Origin of the sequence: Variovorax sp. OV700, assembly GCF_900099805.1 — a bacterium.
GTDB lineage: Bacteria > Pseudomonadota > Gammaproteobacteria > Burkholderiales > Burkholderiaceae_C > Variovorax.
Genome location: NZ_FNDR01000001.1, coordinates 1 through 14708, shown reverse-complemented (window position 1 = coordinate 14708; position 14708 = coordinate 1). Strand labels below are relative to the sequence as shown.

Below are 14708 nucleotides of genomic sequence, written 5' to 3'. Positions count from 1 at the left end.
GGCGTAGCATGTGCGTGCAATGGCAGACCCGCCTCTTGCCGCTGTTGCAACGACCAAGGAGACCACCATGTTTGAAGCGTCCCTCATGAGCGGCCAGCGCATTCTCGTGACCGGCGGCGGCACCGGCCTCGGCCGTGCCATGGCCGAGCGTTTTCTGGGCCTGGGTGCCGACGTGGCCATCTGCGGCCGGCGCCAATCGGTCTGCGACGAAACCGCGGCCGAGTGGCGGCAGCAGTTTCCGGGGCGCCGCATCGACACCTTCGGCGTCGACATCCGCAATGCGCAGAGCGTCGACGAGATGGTGGAAAGCCTGTTCCAGAGCGGCGGGCTCACGGGGCTCGTCAACAACGCGGCGGGCAACTTCGTGGCGCCGACCGAGAGCCTGTCGCCGCGTGCCTTCGATGCCATTGCAAACATCGTCTTTCACGGCAGTTTCTACGTCACGCAGGCCGTGGGCAAGCGCTGGGTGGCCGAGGCCAAGGCCGGCAAATGGAAGGAGGGCGATGCCTTGCGCAGCGTGATGAGCATCATCGTCACATGGGTCGACAACGGCAGCCCCTACGTGGTGCCTTCGGCCATGAGCAAGGCTGGCATCGAAGTCATGACCAAGTCGCTGGCGGTGGAGTGGGCGCGCCATGGCATTCGCCTGAACGCCGTTGGGCCGGGCGAGATTCCGACCGAGGGCATGAGCAAGCGGCTGAATCCCGGCGAGGAACCCGGCGCGCGCAGCAAGAAGACCAATCCGATGGCGCGAACCGGCCGCATGAGCGAGCTGCAGAACCTGGCGGCCTTTCTCATGGCGCCTGGGCAGTGCGACTGGCTCACCGGCCAGAGCATCATGATGGACGGGGGCAATGCGCTGGCCACGGGCGGCAACTTCTACGAGCTTCGCCAATGGAGCGACGACGACTGGCAGGCCGCGCGCGAGCGCATCGAGGCGCAGAACCAGAAGGACAAGGCGCAGCGCTGACGAGCGCCGCCTGCCGCCCGGGCATCGGCCACGCGGTATCGTTGCGCTTCAACAAGATTTTCAGGAGAAAAGAAGATGCAACTCGTCGGCATGCTCGATTCGCCGTATGTGCGCCGCGTGGCCATTTCGCTGCGCCTCTTGGGGCTTCCGTTCGAACACCGCTCGGTCTCGGTCTTCAGCACCTTCGAACAGTTCCAGGCAATCAATCCCGTCGTCAAGGCGCCGACGCTGGTGTGCGACGACGGCACGCTGCTGATGGATTCCTCGCTGATCATCGACTACGCGGAGACGATCGCCGGCCGCAGCCTCATGCCTTCCGGCAGCGCGGCCCGGCAGCATGCGCTGCGGGTTCTGGGGCTCGCGCTCGCAGCGTGCGAGAAGACGGTCCAGATCGTCTACGAGCGCAAACTGCGCCCGCTCGAAAAGCAGCATGCCCCGTGGGTCGACAGGGTGCGCAACCAGCTGGCCGCCGCCTATGCCGGGCTCGAGGCCGAGATACGGAAACTGCCAGCGGTGGCCGATGAAGCCTCCATGGGGCAGGCTGCTCTGACGAGCGCCGTGGCATGGAGCTTCACGCAACTGGTGATTCCCGATGTCAGTGCGCCAGCCGATTACCCGTCGCTTGCTGCCTTTGCCGCCGATGCGGAAAAGCTGCCGGCCTTCCTGGCGCTTGCGCAGGTGTGATTCAGTTCGCGATGTCCGCCCCGCGCTCGGCCAGCAGGCTGCGCAGCAGCGAGCGATGGCAGCGCGACTCGTCCTCGCAATAGCAGCCCACGGAAAGCGCCGCACTGTGTGAAAGGGCGGCCAGCAGGTCGATGCTGCGGCTCGCGTCGGCTTCGGCCATCTCGGCCTTGTACTTGCGCATGAAGGCGTTCCATTGCGCGGGTGTTTCCGCTTCCTGGCCCAGCTTCATGGTCTCCGCGGACGGGGCGAGATTCGGGTACCACACGTCATACCAGTTCTGCGAGGCGAACTCGGTTTTCGGGACTCCGCGCGGCGGGCGGCGCACGGTGCCGATGCGAAGGCCCTCGCCGCTGGCGCGTGGCGTACCGAGGCGAACGATGCGGATGCTCATGTGCAGTTCCTTCTCTTCTCGCGATGAACTTCAGGTGCCGACGATCCCGCCGTCGCGCCGGCGAATGGCCAAGGTCGCCGAGCGCGGGCGCGCATTGCCAGGTGCCGTGCCGTCGGGCCATGCGCTGTTCGGTGTGGCGGTGCCATCGTCGCGCGACTCGCCCGGATGCTGGATGTTGACGAACAGAGTGCGCCGGTCCGGCGTCACCACGCAACCGGTGACCTCGCTGCCGTTCGGCGCCGTCAGGAAGCGCTTGATGCGGCCCGTCGACGGGTCGGCGCAGAGCATCTGGTTGTTTCCGAGCGACGCATGGGGCGGTTTGCCGATCAGCTGGCCGCTCATGTCGGTCTGGATCCAGAGCAGGCCGCCGCTGTCGAAGTGCAGGCCGTCGGGGCTGCCGAAGATGTCGGCATCGACGGACGGATAGCGCGCACCGCTGCCCTCTTGCGCGGGATCGCCGGCAAGCGCGAAGTGGTCCCAGGCGAAGCTGGCGCTGCCGGCATCGGCGTCGTCTTCGCGCCAGCGCAGGATGCCGCCGAAGAGGTTGTCGGCGCGCGGGTTGGCGGCATCGGGCACCGACTTGCCGGGGTTGCCGCGCTGGCTGTTGTTTGTGAGGGTGACGTACACCTCGCCCGTCTGCGGATGCACAGCGATCCACTCCGGGCGGTCCATCCGGGTGCCACCCAGCACGTCCCCGGCCAGCCTGGCGTGGATCAGCACCTCCGCCTGGTCGGCAAAGCCATTGCTTGCATCGAGGCCGTTACGGCCGTGCACGAGTTCGAGCCATTGGCCGCGGCCGTCGGCATCAAAGCGCGCGACGTACAGCGTGCCTTCATCGAGAAGGCGGCTGTTGGCTGCACTTCCGCCGCGAGCCGATACCTTTCCCTGGCTCACGAACTTGTAGATGTATTCGAACCTGGCGTCGTCGCCCATATAGACCACGACGCGTCCGTCCTTGGCCAGGGTGCAGGTCGCGCTTTCCTGGCGCTTGCGGCCGAGCGCCGTGCGCTTGACGGGCTTGGCCGAGGGATCGAAGGGGTCGATCTCGACCACCCAGCCGAAGCGATGCGGCTCGTTCGGATGCCGGCTCAGGTCGAAGCGTTCTTCGAAGCGCCAATACTCCACCCATTGCGAGCCCGGCACCGTGCCGTAGCGGCGCTGTGCGGGTGTCATGTCTTTCGCTGCTTCCTTCGGGCCACCGAAGTAGCCATGAAAGTTTTCTTCGCAAGTCAGGTAGGTGCCCCATGGCGTGACGCCCATCGCGCAATTGGCAAAGGTGCCGAGCACTTCGTCGCCTGCTGGATTGGCGGCGGTGCGCATCAGCGGCGTGTTGGCGGCGGGGCCGGCGATGCGCATCGGCGTGCGGCCGTGCACGCGCCGCGCGTAGGGCGAAGGCCGTACCTGGCGCCAGCCTTCGCGCGTCCACTGGATCTCGATGACCGAGACGCCCATTGCGTGCAGCGACTTGCGCACCTTGCCCTCGTTCCATTCCTTGACGCCGTCCGCGTGCAGCAGCTGTTCGTCGGTGTACTCGTGGTTCATCACGAGCAGCGCGCGACCGGATGTCGCGAGCGGAAAGAAATGCATCCCGTCGTGATGCATGCCGGCTTGCAGCGCCTGCTCGTCCGCGCTGTTGCTGCCGTCGGGCGCAAAGGCCGGCATCGGTTGCCCCGCCGTGCCGGTCGGTGTGCCCCAGGGGTAGAGCAGCTGCCATTCGTATTCCGGCGGAACCACGACGGCATCGCGCAGCGAAGCCGGCACGCCGGTGAAGCCAAGCACCGCCTGGCCGCCCGGAGCGGAGGACGCTGCGCCGGCGCCGCTGCGGTAGAGCAGCGCCACCACGGCGGCGGCACCCGATTGCAGAAAAATGCGACGGTCCAGGGGCATGAATCCAGGATGTTGGGTAGGCGACAGCCGCCATCATCGCCGAGTGCCGCGCGGGGCGATACTGGCGCGAAGAAAACCGAAGGAGACATCGCATGCTCGACCGAATCGAATGGATCCGCCACCCCGACGGCGTGGTGCAACTGCAGCTCGCACGCGCCGACAAGATGAACGCGCTCGATCCCGCGATGTTCGACGCGCTGATCGACGCGGGCAAGGCCCTGTGCGGCGACGCCACGGTGCGCGCGGTGGTGATGTCGGGCCAGGGCAAGGCCTTTTGCGCCGGCCTGGACATGGCTTCATTCGAACGCATGGGGCAGGGCTCGGCCAGCGCGGTGCTGGGCGCGGCCGCGGATGGTGCCGATCTGTCCGCCCGCACGCATGGCATTTCGAATGCGGCCCAGTACGTGGCGATGGCTTGGCGCGAGGTGCCGGTGCCCGTCATAGCCGCCGTGCATGGCGTGGCTTTCGGCGGCGGCCTTCAAGTGGCACTGGGTGCCGACATCCGCATCGTCGCGCCCGACACCAAGCTGTCGGTGATGGAAATCAAGTGGGGCCTGGTGCCCGACATGGGCGGCATGGTGCTGATGCGCGGGCTTGCCCGCAGCGACGTGGTGCGCGAACTCACCTTCACGGGACGCGTCTTCTCGGGCGAGGAGGCGCTGCAGCTGGGCTTTGCCACCCGCCTGGCGGCCGATCCGCTGGGGGAAGCGCTGCAAATGGCGCATGACATCGCCGCCAAGAGCCCTGACGCCATCCGCGCCGGCAAACGTCTTCTCAATGCGTCGCTGTCGCAGGAAGCGCGCGCCTTGTTGATTGCCGAATCGGTGGAGCAGCAGGCGCTGATCGGGAGCCGCAATCAGGTCGAGGCCGTGCAGGCCAACATCGAGCGACGCCCGCCGCGGTTCGACGCGCCGGCCTGAGGGCGACCCCCGCGAGGCGCATTAAGGCGAACTTTCGCGGCATTTTTTGGCTTCCGGCAGCCAAATAGCACGTGAATCGGCCTCAAGCTCCTTCAATATGTAAGAATTAAGTATCTTTATTTCAGGCGTCTGACCGTCAAGGCAAAAAAGTTGCCTATATGTGATGAAGGTCACGTTTGCCTTGAAATTGAAGGTAAGGGAGGGGTGGTGGCTGCTGTCACATTCCTTAACAATTAATTCTTTTGTCTGCGACGGCGTTTCTGCATGTCGACCACGTTTTCCTGCAACCTCAGTCTGCCCATCCTGGTGGGGGAGGATCGCTACAAGTACGTCCCCGTCGTCGGGGTCTTTCGCAGCATCCCGTTCGATCAGGTCGATGAGTGGGTGATGCACCCTGGCGGTGGCCCGCGCAGCGACCGCGAGCTGGCGGCCGAGGTTCTTGTCGAGATCCGCAAGCCGCTTGGAACGAGCGGGCGCACCGTGCCGCACTCCTTTGAAGTGGCAGATATTCTTCAGCTGGACCGTGCAGCTGCCATCGTCGTGTCCACTTTCCTTGCAGCACTGCCCCGCGTCTGAGGGCAAGCAGGTCCCGTCGGCAGCGCGCGCCTAGTGCCTGCCGCGGGCGTCCACCGGCCAGATCGCAACCAGGGTATCGCCGTCGACCACATGGTAGGCGTCATGCAGATTGACGGTCGGGTCGCAGTGCGGCGTGACGAACTCGATGCGATCGCCCAGCGCGGGCCGTTCCCCCGCGAACATCAACTTGCCGTGTTCGTCGCCGAAGAAGGCGTAGCGGCTCGCCGGATCGGCGCCACGCGCCACCAGCGGAACGCCACTGTCGGTGGCAAAGCACTTGGTGCCGCCATCGACAGTGACCCAGTCCGCCGCATGGGTGCTCACCACCGCCGTCTGCACGAACAGCGACACCTCGAAGGGCGAAGGCTGCGCCGGGCCAGCAAGCACCTGCGTGTATTCCGCGTCCATGAAGACATAGGAGCCGGCCTGCAGTTCGGTGAATGCGTCACGCTGTGCATCGAGGTCATGGGTGCCGGTGCCCGCGCCCGTGACGATCTCGAAATGAATGCCGTCGCGCTTGGCTTCGGCCACGATGTGCGCAATGGTTTCGCGCAGGCCGGCCGCCGCGGCACTGCGCTGTTGCCGGTCGGTGATGTGCTGCAGATTGCCGGCATAGGCCTGCAGGCCGCGAAGCTTCAGTCGCGGCTCGGCCGCAATGCGCCGTGCGAGCTCGAGCACCTGCGCCTCGCTGGCGGCTCCGGTGCGGTTGTAGCCGGCGCCGTAGTCGACCAGCACCTCGAGCGGGTGCGTCAGGCCGAGCGTGGCTTCGGCAAGGTCGGCCGCGTTGCGCGGGTCGTCCACCACCACCATCATTCCACCGGGGCCTGCGAGCCTGGCAAGCTTGACCACGCGCGCAATCTTGCTCGGGGTGACGGCGGGTGAGGTGATCAGTACGCCCGGAATGCCGGCCTTGACCATCACCTCCGCCTCGCCCAGCGTGACGCAGCTCACGCCCATGGCGCCTGCGGCCACCTGGCGTCGCGCAATCTCCACGGACTTGTGCGTCTTGACGTGTGGCCGAAGGCCCACGCCCTGGGCCTTGGCAAACGCGGCCATCCGCTCGATGTTGCGCGCGAGGGCGCCAAGGTCGAGCAGGAGCGCCGGCGTATCGAGCGACTGCCGCCCACCGGCAATGCCGATCAGCGGTGTATTGACTTGCGTGTCAGGAAGCATGAGGGACTTTCAGATGCGGGGAGGGCGTTTGCGTCGGGGACGAACGAGGACGAGGAACGCGGAATCGAATGGCGAAATGATCGCACCGAAAGGCATTCTGATGGCACCTTGCGTCTGCCGTGCCGGCGCAAGAGAAAGCTGGTCAGTCGCCCCGCGATGGTGTCCGGGGCGCGGTGCGCCTGAGCGCCAGCCACCACAGCAGCGCCGCATTGACGGCCCACCCTCCCGCAAGAACGACGAGTGCGGTTTGCGCGACGCCTGGCGCCAGATCGAGCGTCAACAACACCAGCGACCACGGCAACGCCCCCGCGATGGCCGCCAGCATGGCCGTCTCGTTCTCCGGAAAAGCCGCGGATGCAACCACGCACACCACGCCCGCGGCTGAATAGGCAAACGCGCCCAGGCGCCACCACGAGGGGAAAAGCGGACGAGGTTCCGGTTCGGCGGTGTGCATATGCTGAAGATTGCAGATGGCAGCATCATGCCGCGACAGCCGCTCCCGCGCAGCGGTGTAGGCCTTCAGGCGACGAGCGGCGCCAACTTTGCTGCCACGCTGCAGGCAGCGGACCGACAGGCCCGCACGTGGATGTATGGGTAGAATTCGGCCTTCCCGGCGAGAAGCAGAAGCGGCCAAGCCGCTGATTTGCCTGGTGTGTCCCCTGCTTGGGGACGCGGGTGCGAAGGTTCAAGACCTTGCGTGCCAGCCAAGCTTCTTTCTTCTTCTGTCCGGCCCGGAATCTGCCCGTAGCTCAGTTGGATAGAGCACCTGCCTTCTAAGCAGGTTGTCGGGGGTTCGATCCCCTCCGGGCAGGCCATCTCACACCTTCACGTCAACGTTACCTCTCCCGCAGGCAGGCCCGCCTGCGGCGAAAGCCATTCATCCTGGAAACTGCACCACCGGCCCACCAGGCTTGGTACCCGGCGGAACATACGCGGGCGCCGGATCGCCGCCGCGACCGAGCGAGCGGGTGTAGGTGTAGATGGCCTTCAAATCTGCGTCGGTCATCGCGCGCACGTTGAACCATGGCATGGGCGGACGAGGCGTCATGGCGCGCGCATGCTTCACCCACTGCTGCTGGCTCATGTCAGCCATGAACAAGCGCAGATTGACCGGGTATGTGGTGCCCCACGGGCCGGACCAGCCCAAGGCGTCACCGGTCAGCCACAGCTTCTCGTCGACCTCGCCGTTCTTTGCAGCGTAGCCGGGCGTGTGGCAATCGTTGCAGCCCCCGATCATCACCAGGTAGCGGCCGCGCTGGATCTCGCTCTTGTTCGCCTTCTGGCTGCCAACTGTTTGCGCCCCAGCCAAGGCTGAGGACAGGAGGATGGCCAACACGGCGGTGGAGCGTGCAACGCGGCGAATCAGGCGAGCAGTCGGGGCGGCATGTGGATTGATGCGATCCTTCATTGGCTGGCTCCTGGGTGGCGTTCATGTCGAAGTAGACATGGCACCACGGTAGCCCTCGGTGCCGGGCCGCGCACGGGCGTTTTGGCCACTTCTGCCTGGTCGTTTTGTCATGGGTACCGCGGCGTTGTCGCGATTGACGACCACTGTGGCGAGATGCAACGGTCACAGCTCCCGCAACGTTCGACCTTGTAGCAGTGCAGCGGGAAAACCCGCGACCGAAAGCTCCAGAAAGGCCCTGGATGGCGCCTGGAAGGCCGCTTGGCGCGTGGCACGGACATTGCCCCCAATCCTCGTGAAGGCATGCCTGTATGGCACGCCCGAGCCGCTATCCACACCCACGAGGAGACACCCCATGCAATTGAAGCTCTTGAACGCGCTCATGGCCATCGGCCTGGCCGCGGCCGGCAGTGCCGGCGCGCAAGTCACGGACAAGATGATCCAGTCCGAAGCCACCGCCAACGGCAACGTCCTGACCTGGGGTGTGAACACCCAGGGCCAGCGCTATTCGCCGCTGAAGCAGGTCAACACCGGCACCGTGTCCCGGCTGGTGCCGGCATGGGCCTTCTCCTTCGGAGGGGAGAAGCAGCGCGGCCAGGAGGCGCAGCCCGTGATCCACAAGGGAAAGATGTTCGTCACCGCTTCCTACTCGCGCATCTACGCCCTCGACGCCACCACCGGCAAGAAGCTGTGGAAGTACGAGCACCGCCTGCCCGAGGGCATCATGCCTTGCTGCGACGTCGTCAACCGCGGCGCGGCGCTTTACGACAACCTGGTGATCTTCGCCACGCTCGACGCCCAGCTGGTGGCGCTCGACCAGAACACCGGCGACGTGGCCTGGAAGGAGAAGATCGACGACTACGCGGCCGGCTATTCGGCCACCGCCGCGCCGATCATCGCCAACGGCCTGATCCTCACCGGCGTGTCGGGTGGCGAGTTCGGCATCGTCGGCCGTGTCGAGGCGCGCGACGCCAAGACGGGCCGCATGGTGTGGTCGCGCCCCACGGTGGAAGGCCACATGGGCTACACCTACGACAAGGACGGCAACAAGCAGGAGGCGGGTGTCTCGGGCACCACCAACAACAGCTGGCCGGGCGACCTCTGGAAGACCGGCGGCGCGGCCACCTGGCTGGGCGGCACTTTCGATTCCAAGACCGGCCTGGCCTACTTCGGCACCGGCAACCCGGCGCCGTGGAACAGCCATCTGCGCAAGGGCGACAACCTGTTCTCGTGCTCGACCGTGGCCATCGACGTGAAGACCGGCCAGATCAAGTGGCACTACCAGAACACGCCCAGCGACAGCTGGGACTTCGACGGCGTGAACGAGTTCGTCACCTTCGACATGGATGGTCGGCGCGTAGGCGGCAAGGCCGACCGCAACGGCTACTTCTACGTCAACGATGCCACCACCGGGCAGCTCCTCAACGCCTTTCCCTTCGTCAGGAAGACGACCTGGGCCGACGGCATCGACCTGAAGACCGGTCGGCCGAACTTCGTGGCCGCGAACCGTCCGGGCAACCCGGTCGACGGCGACGGCGGCAAGAAGGGCAATTCGGTCTTCGCGGCGCCAGGCTTCCTGGGTGGCAAGAACCAGATGCCGATGGCCTACAGCCCCGACACGAAGATGTTCTACGTGCCCGCCAACGAATGGGGCATGGACATCTGGAACGAACCGGTGGCCTACAAGAAGGGCGCGGCCTACCTCGGCTCGGGTTTCACCATCAAGCCGCTCAACGAGGACTACATCGGCGCGCTGCGCGCGGTCGATCCGAAGACCGGCAAGATCGCCTGGGAGGTCAAGAACGGCGCGCCGCTGTGGGGCGGGGTGCTCACCACCGGTGGCAACCTGGTGTTCTGGGGCACGCCAGAGGGCTACCTGAAGGCGGCCGACGCCAAGACGGGCAAGGTGCTGTGGGAGTTCCAGACCGGTTCGGGCGTGGTCGCTCCGCCAGTCACCTGGCAGCAGGGCGGCGAGCAGTACGTGGCCGTGGTCTCCGGCTGGGGCGGCGCGGTGCCGCTGTGGGGCGGCGAGGTGGCCAAGAAGGTCAACCTGCTGGAGCAGGGCGGCATGGTGTGGGTCTTCAAGATCCCTTCCGCCGGCACAACGCGCACCGCGGGTGCGGGCGACGTTCGCGTGGCATCCCACTGAGGAGCGCGGCATGACGAATCGCAAGACTGAAGGGGGCGGCGACGCTTCCCGCCGGAGCTTCGTCGGCCGCGCAGCCGGCGGCGCCTGCCTGCTGGCGGCGCTGCCGGTGAGCGTCGTATGGGCCGCGCCGCCGCACGTCGAGGAAAGCGACGAGATGGCGGTGCAGCTGGGCTACAGGCACGACACGAAGACGGTCGACAAGAAGAAGTACCCCCGCCATGCGGCCACGCAGGAGTGCGTGAACTGCGCCATGTGGCAGGGCACACCCACCGATGCCTGGGCGGGCTGCGCCATGTTCGGCCGCAAGCAGATCGCGGCCAAGGGTTGGTGCCAGGCATGGGCGGGAAAACCCGCCTGAGCGGGCTTGAATGCGACATCGACCCGCGCGAGTTGCTCCAGGCTGGTACAGCGCCGTGCGGCGCTGGTACAGGGATTCCCCGGGGCCTTAGATGGGCCCCGTCATTCGCCCTTGTTCCAGCGCAGCTTGCGATAGATGGTGTTGCGGCTGATGCCCAGCCGCTTGGAGGCGACGGAGATGTTGCCGTCGGCCGCCGCGAGGGCGCTGCGGATCATGTCGATCTCGGCTTCCCCCAGCGTGCGCGGGACTTCGGGCAAAGCGGCGGGCAGGGGCTCGGCGTCGCGCGAGGGAGGCATCGTGTGCTCGGGCGCGGCGGCAGCGCTCGCGGGCTCCGATCGAGTGGTCGCCTGAGGGAGAACGGGCTCCGGCGCCTGCGCTGCCGCGATCGGCGCCGCATGGGGTCGCACGCGCCTTACATCCTCCAGGAAGTCGTCCGATAAGTGGTGTTCGCAGATGTGGCTTTCGCCTGCGCCCATCACAGCCGCGGTGCGCAGCACGTTGGCCAGCTGGCGCAGGTTGCCCGGCCACGCATAGGCCTTGAAGAGTGCCAGTACCGAAGGGGCGATCTCGGGCGTGTCCTGCGGGCATTCGGCCAGGAGGATGCGCCGTGCCACCACGTCCAAGTCGCTGCGATCGCGCAGCGCCGGCAGCCGCACCACGAGGCCATTGAGCCGGTAGTAAAGGTCTTCGCGGAACGTGCCTGCGCCGATCATCTCTCGCAGGTTGCGGTGCGTGGCGCCGATCACGGCGATGTCCACCGGAATCGACTTGAGGCTGCCCAGCGGCGTCACGTTGCGTTCCTGCAGCGCCCGCAGCAGGCGTGCCTGCAGCGAAAGCGGCATGTCGCCGATCTCATCCAGGAACAGCGTGCCGCCATGGGCCTGCACGATGCGTCCGACCGCGCCTTTTCGGCGCGCGCCGGTGAAGGCGCCTTCCTCGTAGCCGAACAGTTCGGCCTCGATCAGCGACTCGGGAATGGAAGCGCAATTGACCGCGACGAAGGGCTGCCGGGCGCGGTTCGAGTCCTGGTGCACTGCGCGCGCAAGCAGCTCCTTGCCCGTGCCGGTCTCGCCCATGATGAGCAGCGGAATGTCGCGGTTGATGACGCGCCGAACCTTCTGCAGCGTGACCGCTATTTGCGCATCGCCGGTGTCCAGGTAGTGCAGGCCGGAGAAGGACGGGTTCGAGAGAGGGCAAGGCTGTCGCGCCGCGGCGTCATCGCCGCGCGCCGCGGGTGTTGCACGGGCACCCGCCTCGCCGGGCATGCGGGCTTCCACCGAGGTCACCGGCATGTCGAGCACCACCCCGCGCTGCGGCCCGTTGAACCGGGCGCTGACATGGAACAGCTGTCCGCTGACGGCGTGCAGCATCATCGGCGCGGGCAGCGGCGCGCGGAAATGGTCGAACACGGCCGAGGCCGTGATGCCGAACAGGCTCGCCAGGCTCTGCATGCGCAGCGCGGCGATGCTCATGCCGAGCTGGTCCAGCGCGCTGCGGTTGGCACCCAGGATCTTGCCGTCGGCGCCGACGACGATGATCCCTTCGAGCAGCGTGCCGATGAACTCCGCGCGGCCATGGAAGTGCAGCCGCAGTCGATTGGCGTAGTCGTCCGACAACCACTGGTTTTCGATCATGCGCGCCGACATCCGCACCAGGCCCATCGTGTGTTGGTGGTAGGAGTGCTGGTCGCCGGTGACGTCGAGCACGCCCAGCATCTCGCCGCGGGGGTCGAAGATCGGCGCGGCCGAACAGGTGAGAAAGTTGTTGGCGTGGATGAAATGCTCGCCGCCATGCACGACCGTCGGCGTCTCCTCGACCAGCGTGGTGCCGATGGCGTTCGTGCCCTTGGAATGCTCGGCCCAGCTCACCCCTGGCGTGAGCGCCACCTTGTTGGCGCGCTGCAAGAATCTGTCGTCGCCGACGGAGTGGAGGATGGTGCCGGTGGTGTCGGCCAGCACGATCATGCTGTCGGTGTCGACGATCTGTTCGAGCAGCATCTCCATCACCGGCGCCGCGTGCGTGAACAGGCGCTGGTTGCGCTCGCGCGCCACCACGAGATCGCTGCGCCTCATCGGCTCGAAGTCTGGGCGCTCAACGCGCGATAGACCCAGAGCAGCGCAGCGCTGATGCCATTGCTCGATGAGTTCGGTGCGGCCGGCACGAGGTGGAGTGACGGCCATTGCCGACGGCGTGGTCCAGCCCTGGGGTGGGCTGGCTGGGGCGTGAAGGGCGTCAACCATCTTCTGTCTCCTGTCCTGCTTCTTTGAGCCGGCAACTTGTCTCTGGCCAGTTCGAATGCTCTCACTGGATCGCTTCATTTTGGAACACCTCCAGGGGCGAAGTGTTCGAAGCCGACGCTGCGAAGGTAAGGATGCCACAGCAATCGGCCCTTGGGGGCCTGTCCCGGCGCCGGGACGGTACAGCTAAGGCAATTTGTGTTCCCGCTTGAAGCAATGGGGCCTTGGCACAGCGATTGCGCATTCGTGCGGGTTCCCCATCACCACAACGGAGACCTTCATGATGAATCCCGATCCACGGACCCTGCGGCCCCTGGCGCGTGCGCCGAGGCTGCGCAAGGCGGCCAGTGCTCTGCTGGCGGCAATGCTGACCATCGCTGTTTCCGGCGCTGCCTGGGCCCACGGCGACGTCACGCCGCAGGCCGTCGACACGTCGTCCCTGCCCAAGCTGGGCGACCAGTGGCGCGCGGAGAATCCGTTCCGCGGCAACGGTGGGGCCGTCCAGATCGGCACGTCCGCCTACAACCAGAACTGCGCGCGCTGCCACGGCATCGACGCCATCTCCGGCGGCATCGCACCCGACCTGCGCAAGCTCGACAACGATTGCGCCGCCCTCAAGGACGCCGCGCGCAAGGCGGCCTGCGTGAAAGAGATCGACGACTTCTTCCTCACCACCGTGCGGCGTGGCCGCACGCGCAATGGCGCCGTCTACATGCCGCCGTTCGAAGGAACGATGAACCAGGAGGCGATCTGGTCCATCAAGTCGTACCTGGAGACTCGGCGCGACAAGCCGATGTGAGGCGGCTGCCATGCACACACTTCCTTCTTCCGTGCAGTTGTCGCGCCGCGACTGCCTGCGCTGGGCCGCGGCCGCCGGCGTGGCCGCGCTCGCCGGCACGGCGCGCGCGGGTGCGATCGAGAAAATCCGCGCACGCGGCACGCTGAGCGTAGCGATCTACCAGGACATGCCGCCGTTCCATGTGGCCGGCCAAGGCATCGATGTCGAGCTGGCGCGCGCGCTGGCCGGCGCGCTGGACGTGAAGCTCTCGCTGCTGCCGTTCCAGGCCGACGAGAACATGGGCGACGACCTGCGCAACATGGTGTGGCGCGGCCACTATCTCGGCTTTGGTCCGGCCGATGTATTGCTGCACGTTCCGGTGGACCGCCCGCTGATGGACGAGACGCCGCAGGCGCTCATCTTCGCGCCGTACTACCGCGAGCGCGTGGTGCTGGCGCGGCGCCTGGACCGCTTGCCGCAGCTGGAAACGCTCTCGGCGCTCGGCGATGCGAAGGTGGCCGTCTCCGGCAAGACGCTGGCCGGCTGGCTCATGATCGGCGCCGACAACGGCGCTTACCGCGGCCAGCTCGACACACAGCCGAAGGACGGCGCCGAGGCCGCACGCGCCCTGCAGCGCGGCGAGGTGGCGGCTGCCGCGGGGCTCGCCTCCGAGATGGAGTCGGTGCTGCACGGCGATGCGCGCTTTGCCATTGCGCCGCTGCCTTCGGTACGCATCCAGCGCAACGGCTGGGCGGTGGGCATGGCAGTGAAGAAGGACGCAACCGACCTGGCCCAGGCGCTGCAAGCCAGCGTCAATGCGCTGGTGCAGGGCGGACGTCTGCAGAAGATGTTCGAGGGGGGACACGTCGCATGGCAGGCGCCATGAGTTGACGCATCGCGCCCGTCGCATTCCACCGGATACCAACACCAAAACAACGACGGACGATGTGTCCGAAAACTACATGAGCATGCCCAACCCCATCGAATCCGTCCTCGTCGAGAACCGCGTGTTCCCGCCCGACGCTCGCGCCAGCGCCGGCGCGCGCATCTCGGGCATGGCCGCCTACGAGGCCCTGTGCCGGGAGGCCGAACAGGACTTCGAAGGCTTCTGGTCCCGCCTGGCCAAGGACAACCTCGCGTGGACGCGGCCCTTCACCAAGACCCTGGATGAGTCGAAGGC

General features: G+C 66.6%; 15 protein-coding genes and 1 tRNA gene. 10 read left to right on the top strand and 6 right to left on the bottom strand.

Annotated elements, in window-relative coordinates:
- The first annotated feature begins 67 nt into the window (after positions 1–67).
- Complete coding sequence (locus tag BLR24_RS00080) at positions 68–970, top strand: SDR family oxidoreductase (RefSeq protein WP_093010892.1); 903 nt, start codon at positions 68–70, stop codon at positions 968–970.
- Between the two features lie 75 nt (positions 971–1045).
- Positions 1046–1654, top strand: coding sequence for a glutathione S-transferase (locus BLR24_RS00075; protein ID WP_093010889.1), 609 nt, complete (start codon positions 1046–1048; stop codon positions 1652–1654).
- 1 nt (position 1655) lies between these two features.
- Here BLR24_RS00075 and BLR24_RS00070 read toward each other — a convergent pair whose 3' ends face one another.
- Together BLR24_RS00070 and BLR24_RS00065 are read right to left on the bottom strand one after the other, a co-directional pair.
- Positions 1656–2045 carry a DUF488 domain-containing protein gene (locus BLR24_RS00070; protein ID WP_093010886.1) on the bottom strand — a complete coding sequence of 130 codons (390 nt, stop codon included), beginning with the start codon at positions 2043–2045 and terminating at the stop codon, positions 1656–1658.
- A gap of 30 nt (positions 2046–2075) precedes the next feature.
- Positions 2076–3932, bottom strand: coding sequence for a PhoX family protein (locus tag BLR24_RS00065; protein WP_093010883.1), 1857 nt, complete (start codon positions 3930–3932; stop codon positions 2076–2078).
- Between the two features lie 92 nt (positions 3933–4024).
- Here BLR24_RS00065 and BLR24_RS00060 point away from each other — a divergent pair, with 92 nt between their 5' ends.
- Positions 4025–4852 (top strand): crotonase/enoyl-CoA hydratase family protein, encoded by an 828-nt coding sequence (locus BLR24_RS00060; protein WP_093010880.1) that lies wholly within the window; start codon positions 4025–4027, stop codon positions 4850–4852.
- A 264-nt stretch (positions 4853–5116) separates the two neighbouring features.
- Positions 5117–5428 carry a hypothetical protein gene (locus tag BLR24_RS00055; protein WP_093010877.1) on the top strand — a complete coding sequence of 104 codons (312 nt, stop codon included), beginning with the start codon at positions 5117–5119 and terminating at the stop codon, positions 5426–5428.
- 30 nt (positions 5429–5458) lie between these two features.
- On the opposite strand, the gene BLR24_RS00050 is transcribed toward BLR24_RS00055, so the two are convergent.
- Entirely contained in the window at positions 5459–6601 is a 1143-nt protein-coding gene (locus BLR24_RS00050; RefSeq protein ID WP_093010874.1) for a DSD1 family PLP-dependent enzyme, read from the bottom strand.
- A 142-nt stretch (positions 6602–6743) separates the two neighbouring features.
- Positions 6744–7055 carry a hypothetical protein gene (locus tag BLR24_RS00045; RefSeq protein ID WP_254787106.1) on the bottom strand — a complete coding sequence of 104 codons (312 nt, stop codon included), beginning with the start codon at positions 7053–7055 and terminating at the stop codon, positions 6744–6746.
- Positions 7056–7339: 284 nt separating this feature from the next.
- On the opposite strand from BLR24_RS00045, the gene BLR24_RS00040 reads away from it, so the two are divergent.
- Positions 7340–7416, top strand: a tRNA-Arg gene (locus BLR24_RS00040).
- 62 nt (positions 7417–7478) lie between these two features.
- On the opposite strand, the gene BLR24_RS00035 is transcribed toward BLR24_RS00040, so the two are convergent.
- Complete coding sequence (locus BLR24_RS00035) at positions 7479–8009, bottom strand: cytochrome c precursor (RefSeq protein WP_093010870.1); 531 nt, start codon at positions 8007–8009, stop codon at positions 7479–7481.
- A 352-nt stretch (positions 8010–8361) separates the two neighbouring features.
- On the opposite strand from BLR24_RS00035, the gene BLR24_RS00030 reads away from it, so the two are divergent.
- Both BLR24_RS00030 and BLR24_RS00025 read left to right on the top strand, forming a co-directional pair.
- On the top strand, positions 8362–10155 hold the full coding sequence (locus BLR24_RS00030; protein WP_093010867.1) for a PQQ-dependent methanol/ethanol family dehydrogenase: 1794 nt from the start codon (positions 8362–8364) through the stop codon (positions 10153–10155).
- 10 nt (positions 10156–10165) lie between these two features.
- Positions 10166–10513, top strand: coding sequence for a high-potential iron-sulfur protein (locus BLR24_RS00025; protein ID WP_093010865.1), 348 nt, complete (start codon positions 10166–10168; stop codon positions 10511–10513).
- Positions 10514–10614: 101 nt separating this feature from the next.
- Here BLR24_RS00025 and BLR24_RS00020 read toward each other — a convergent pair whose 3' ends face one another.
- Positions 10615–12753, bottom strand: a complete 2139-nt coding sequence (locus BLR24_RS00020) for a sigma-54-dependent Fis family transcriptional regulator (protein WP_093010862.1) — start codon at positions 12751–12753, stop codon at positions 10615–10617.
- 277 nt (positions 12754–13030) lie between these two features.
- On the opposite strand from BLR24_RS00020, the gene pedF reads away from it, so the two are divergent.
- From pedF to BLR24_RS00005, 3 genes are all read left to right on the top strand, one after another.
- The gene (gene pedF / locus BLR24_RS00015; protein WP_093010859.1) at positions 13031–13549 is read left to right on the top strand and encodes a cytochrome c-550 PedF; all 519 of its coding nucleotides are present in this window, start codon (positions 13031–13033) and stop codon (positions 13547–13549) included.
- Between the two features lie 10 nt (positions 13550–13559).
- Positions 13560–14414: a substrate-binding periplasmic protein gene (locus tag BLR24_RS00010; protein ID WP_093010856.1), complete on the top strand. Its 855-nt coding sequence runs from the start codon at positions 13560–13562 to the stop codon at positions 14412–14414.
- A 76-nt stretch (positions 14415–14490) separates the two neighbouring features.
- On the top strand, positions 14491–14708 hold a 218-nt coding region (locus tag BLR24_RS00005), incomplete at its 3' end, for an acetyl-coenzyme A synthetase N-terminal domain-containing protein (protein WP_302848478.1).

What these genes read in the sequence shown, in the direction of transcription:
- BLR24_RS00035 (WP_093010870.1), bottom strand. Translation starts at nt 8,009, where the DNA reads ATGAAGGATCGCATCAATCCACATGCCGCCCCGACTGCTCGCCTGATT.
- BLR24_RS00060 (WP_093010880.1), top strand. Translation starts at nt 4,025, where the DNA reads ATGCTCGACCGAATCGAATGGATCCGCCACCCCGACGGCGTGGTGCAA.
- BLR24_RS00010 (WP_093010856.1), top strand. Translation starts at nt 13,560, where the DNA reads ATGCACACACTTCCTTCTTCCGTGCAGTTGTCGCGCCGCGACTGCCTG.
- BLR24_RS00070 (WP_093010886.1), bottom strand. Translation starts at nt 2,045, where the DNA reads ATGAGCATCCGCATCGTTCGCCTCGGTACGCCACGCGCCAGCGGCGAG.
- BLR24_RS00045 (WP_254787106.1), bottom strand. Translation starts at nt 7,055, where the DNA reads ATGCACACCGCCGAACCGGAACCTCGTCCGCTTTTCCCCTCGTGGTGG.
- BLR24_RS00065 (WP_093010883.1), bottom strand. Translation starts at nt 3,932, where the DNA reads ATGCCCCTGGACCGTCGCATTTTTCTGCAATCGGGTGCCGCCGCCGTG.
- BLR24_RS00050 (WP_093010874.1), bottom strand. Translation starts at nt 6,601, where the DNA reads ATGCTTCCTGACACGCAAGTCAATACACCGCTGATCGGCATTGCCGGT.
- BLR24_RS00020 (WP_093010862.1), bottom strand. Translation starts at nt 12,753, where the DNA reads ATGGTTGACGCCCTTCACGCCCCAGCCAGCCCACCCCAGGGCTGGACC.
- BLR24_RS00030 (WP_093010867.1), top strand. Translation starts at nt 8,362, where the DNA reads ATGCAATTGAAGCTCTTGAACGCGCTCATGGCCATCGGCCTGGCCGCG.
- BLR24_RS00055 (WP_093010877.1), top strand. Translation starts at nt 5,117, where the DNA reads ATGTCGACCACGTTTTCCTGCAACCTCAGTCTGCCCATCCTGGTGGGG.
- BLR24_RS00025 (WP_093010865.1), top strand. Translation starts at nt 10,166, where the DNA reads ATGACGAATCGCAAGACTGAAGGGGGCGGCGACGCTTCCCGCCGGAGC.
- pedF (WP_093010859.1), top strand. Translation starts at nt 13,031, where the DNA reads ATGATGAATCCCGATCCACGGACCCTGCGGCCCCTGGCGCGTGCGCCG.
- BLR24_RS00075 (WP_093010889.1), top strand. Translation starts at nt 1,046, where the DNA reads ATGCAACTCGTCGGCATGCTCGATTCGCCGTATGTGCGCCGCGTGGCC.
- BLR24_RS00080 (WP_093010892.1), top strand. Translation starts at nt 68, where the DNA reads ATGTTTGAAGCGTCCCTCATGAGCGGCCAGCGCATTCTCGTGACCGGC.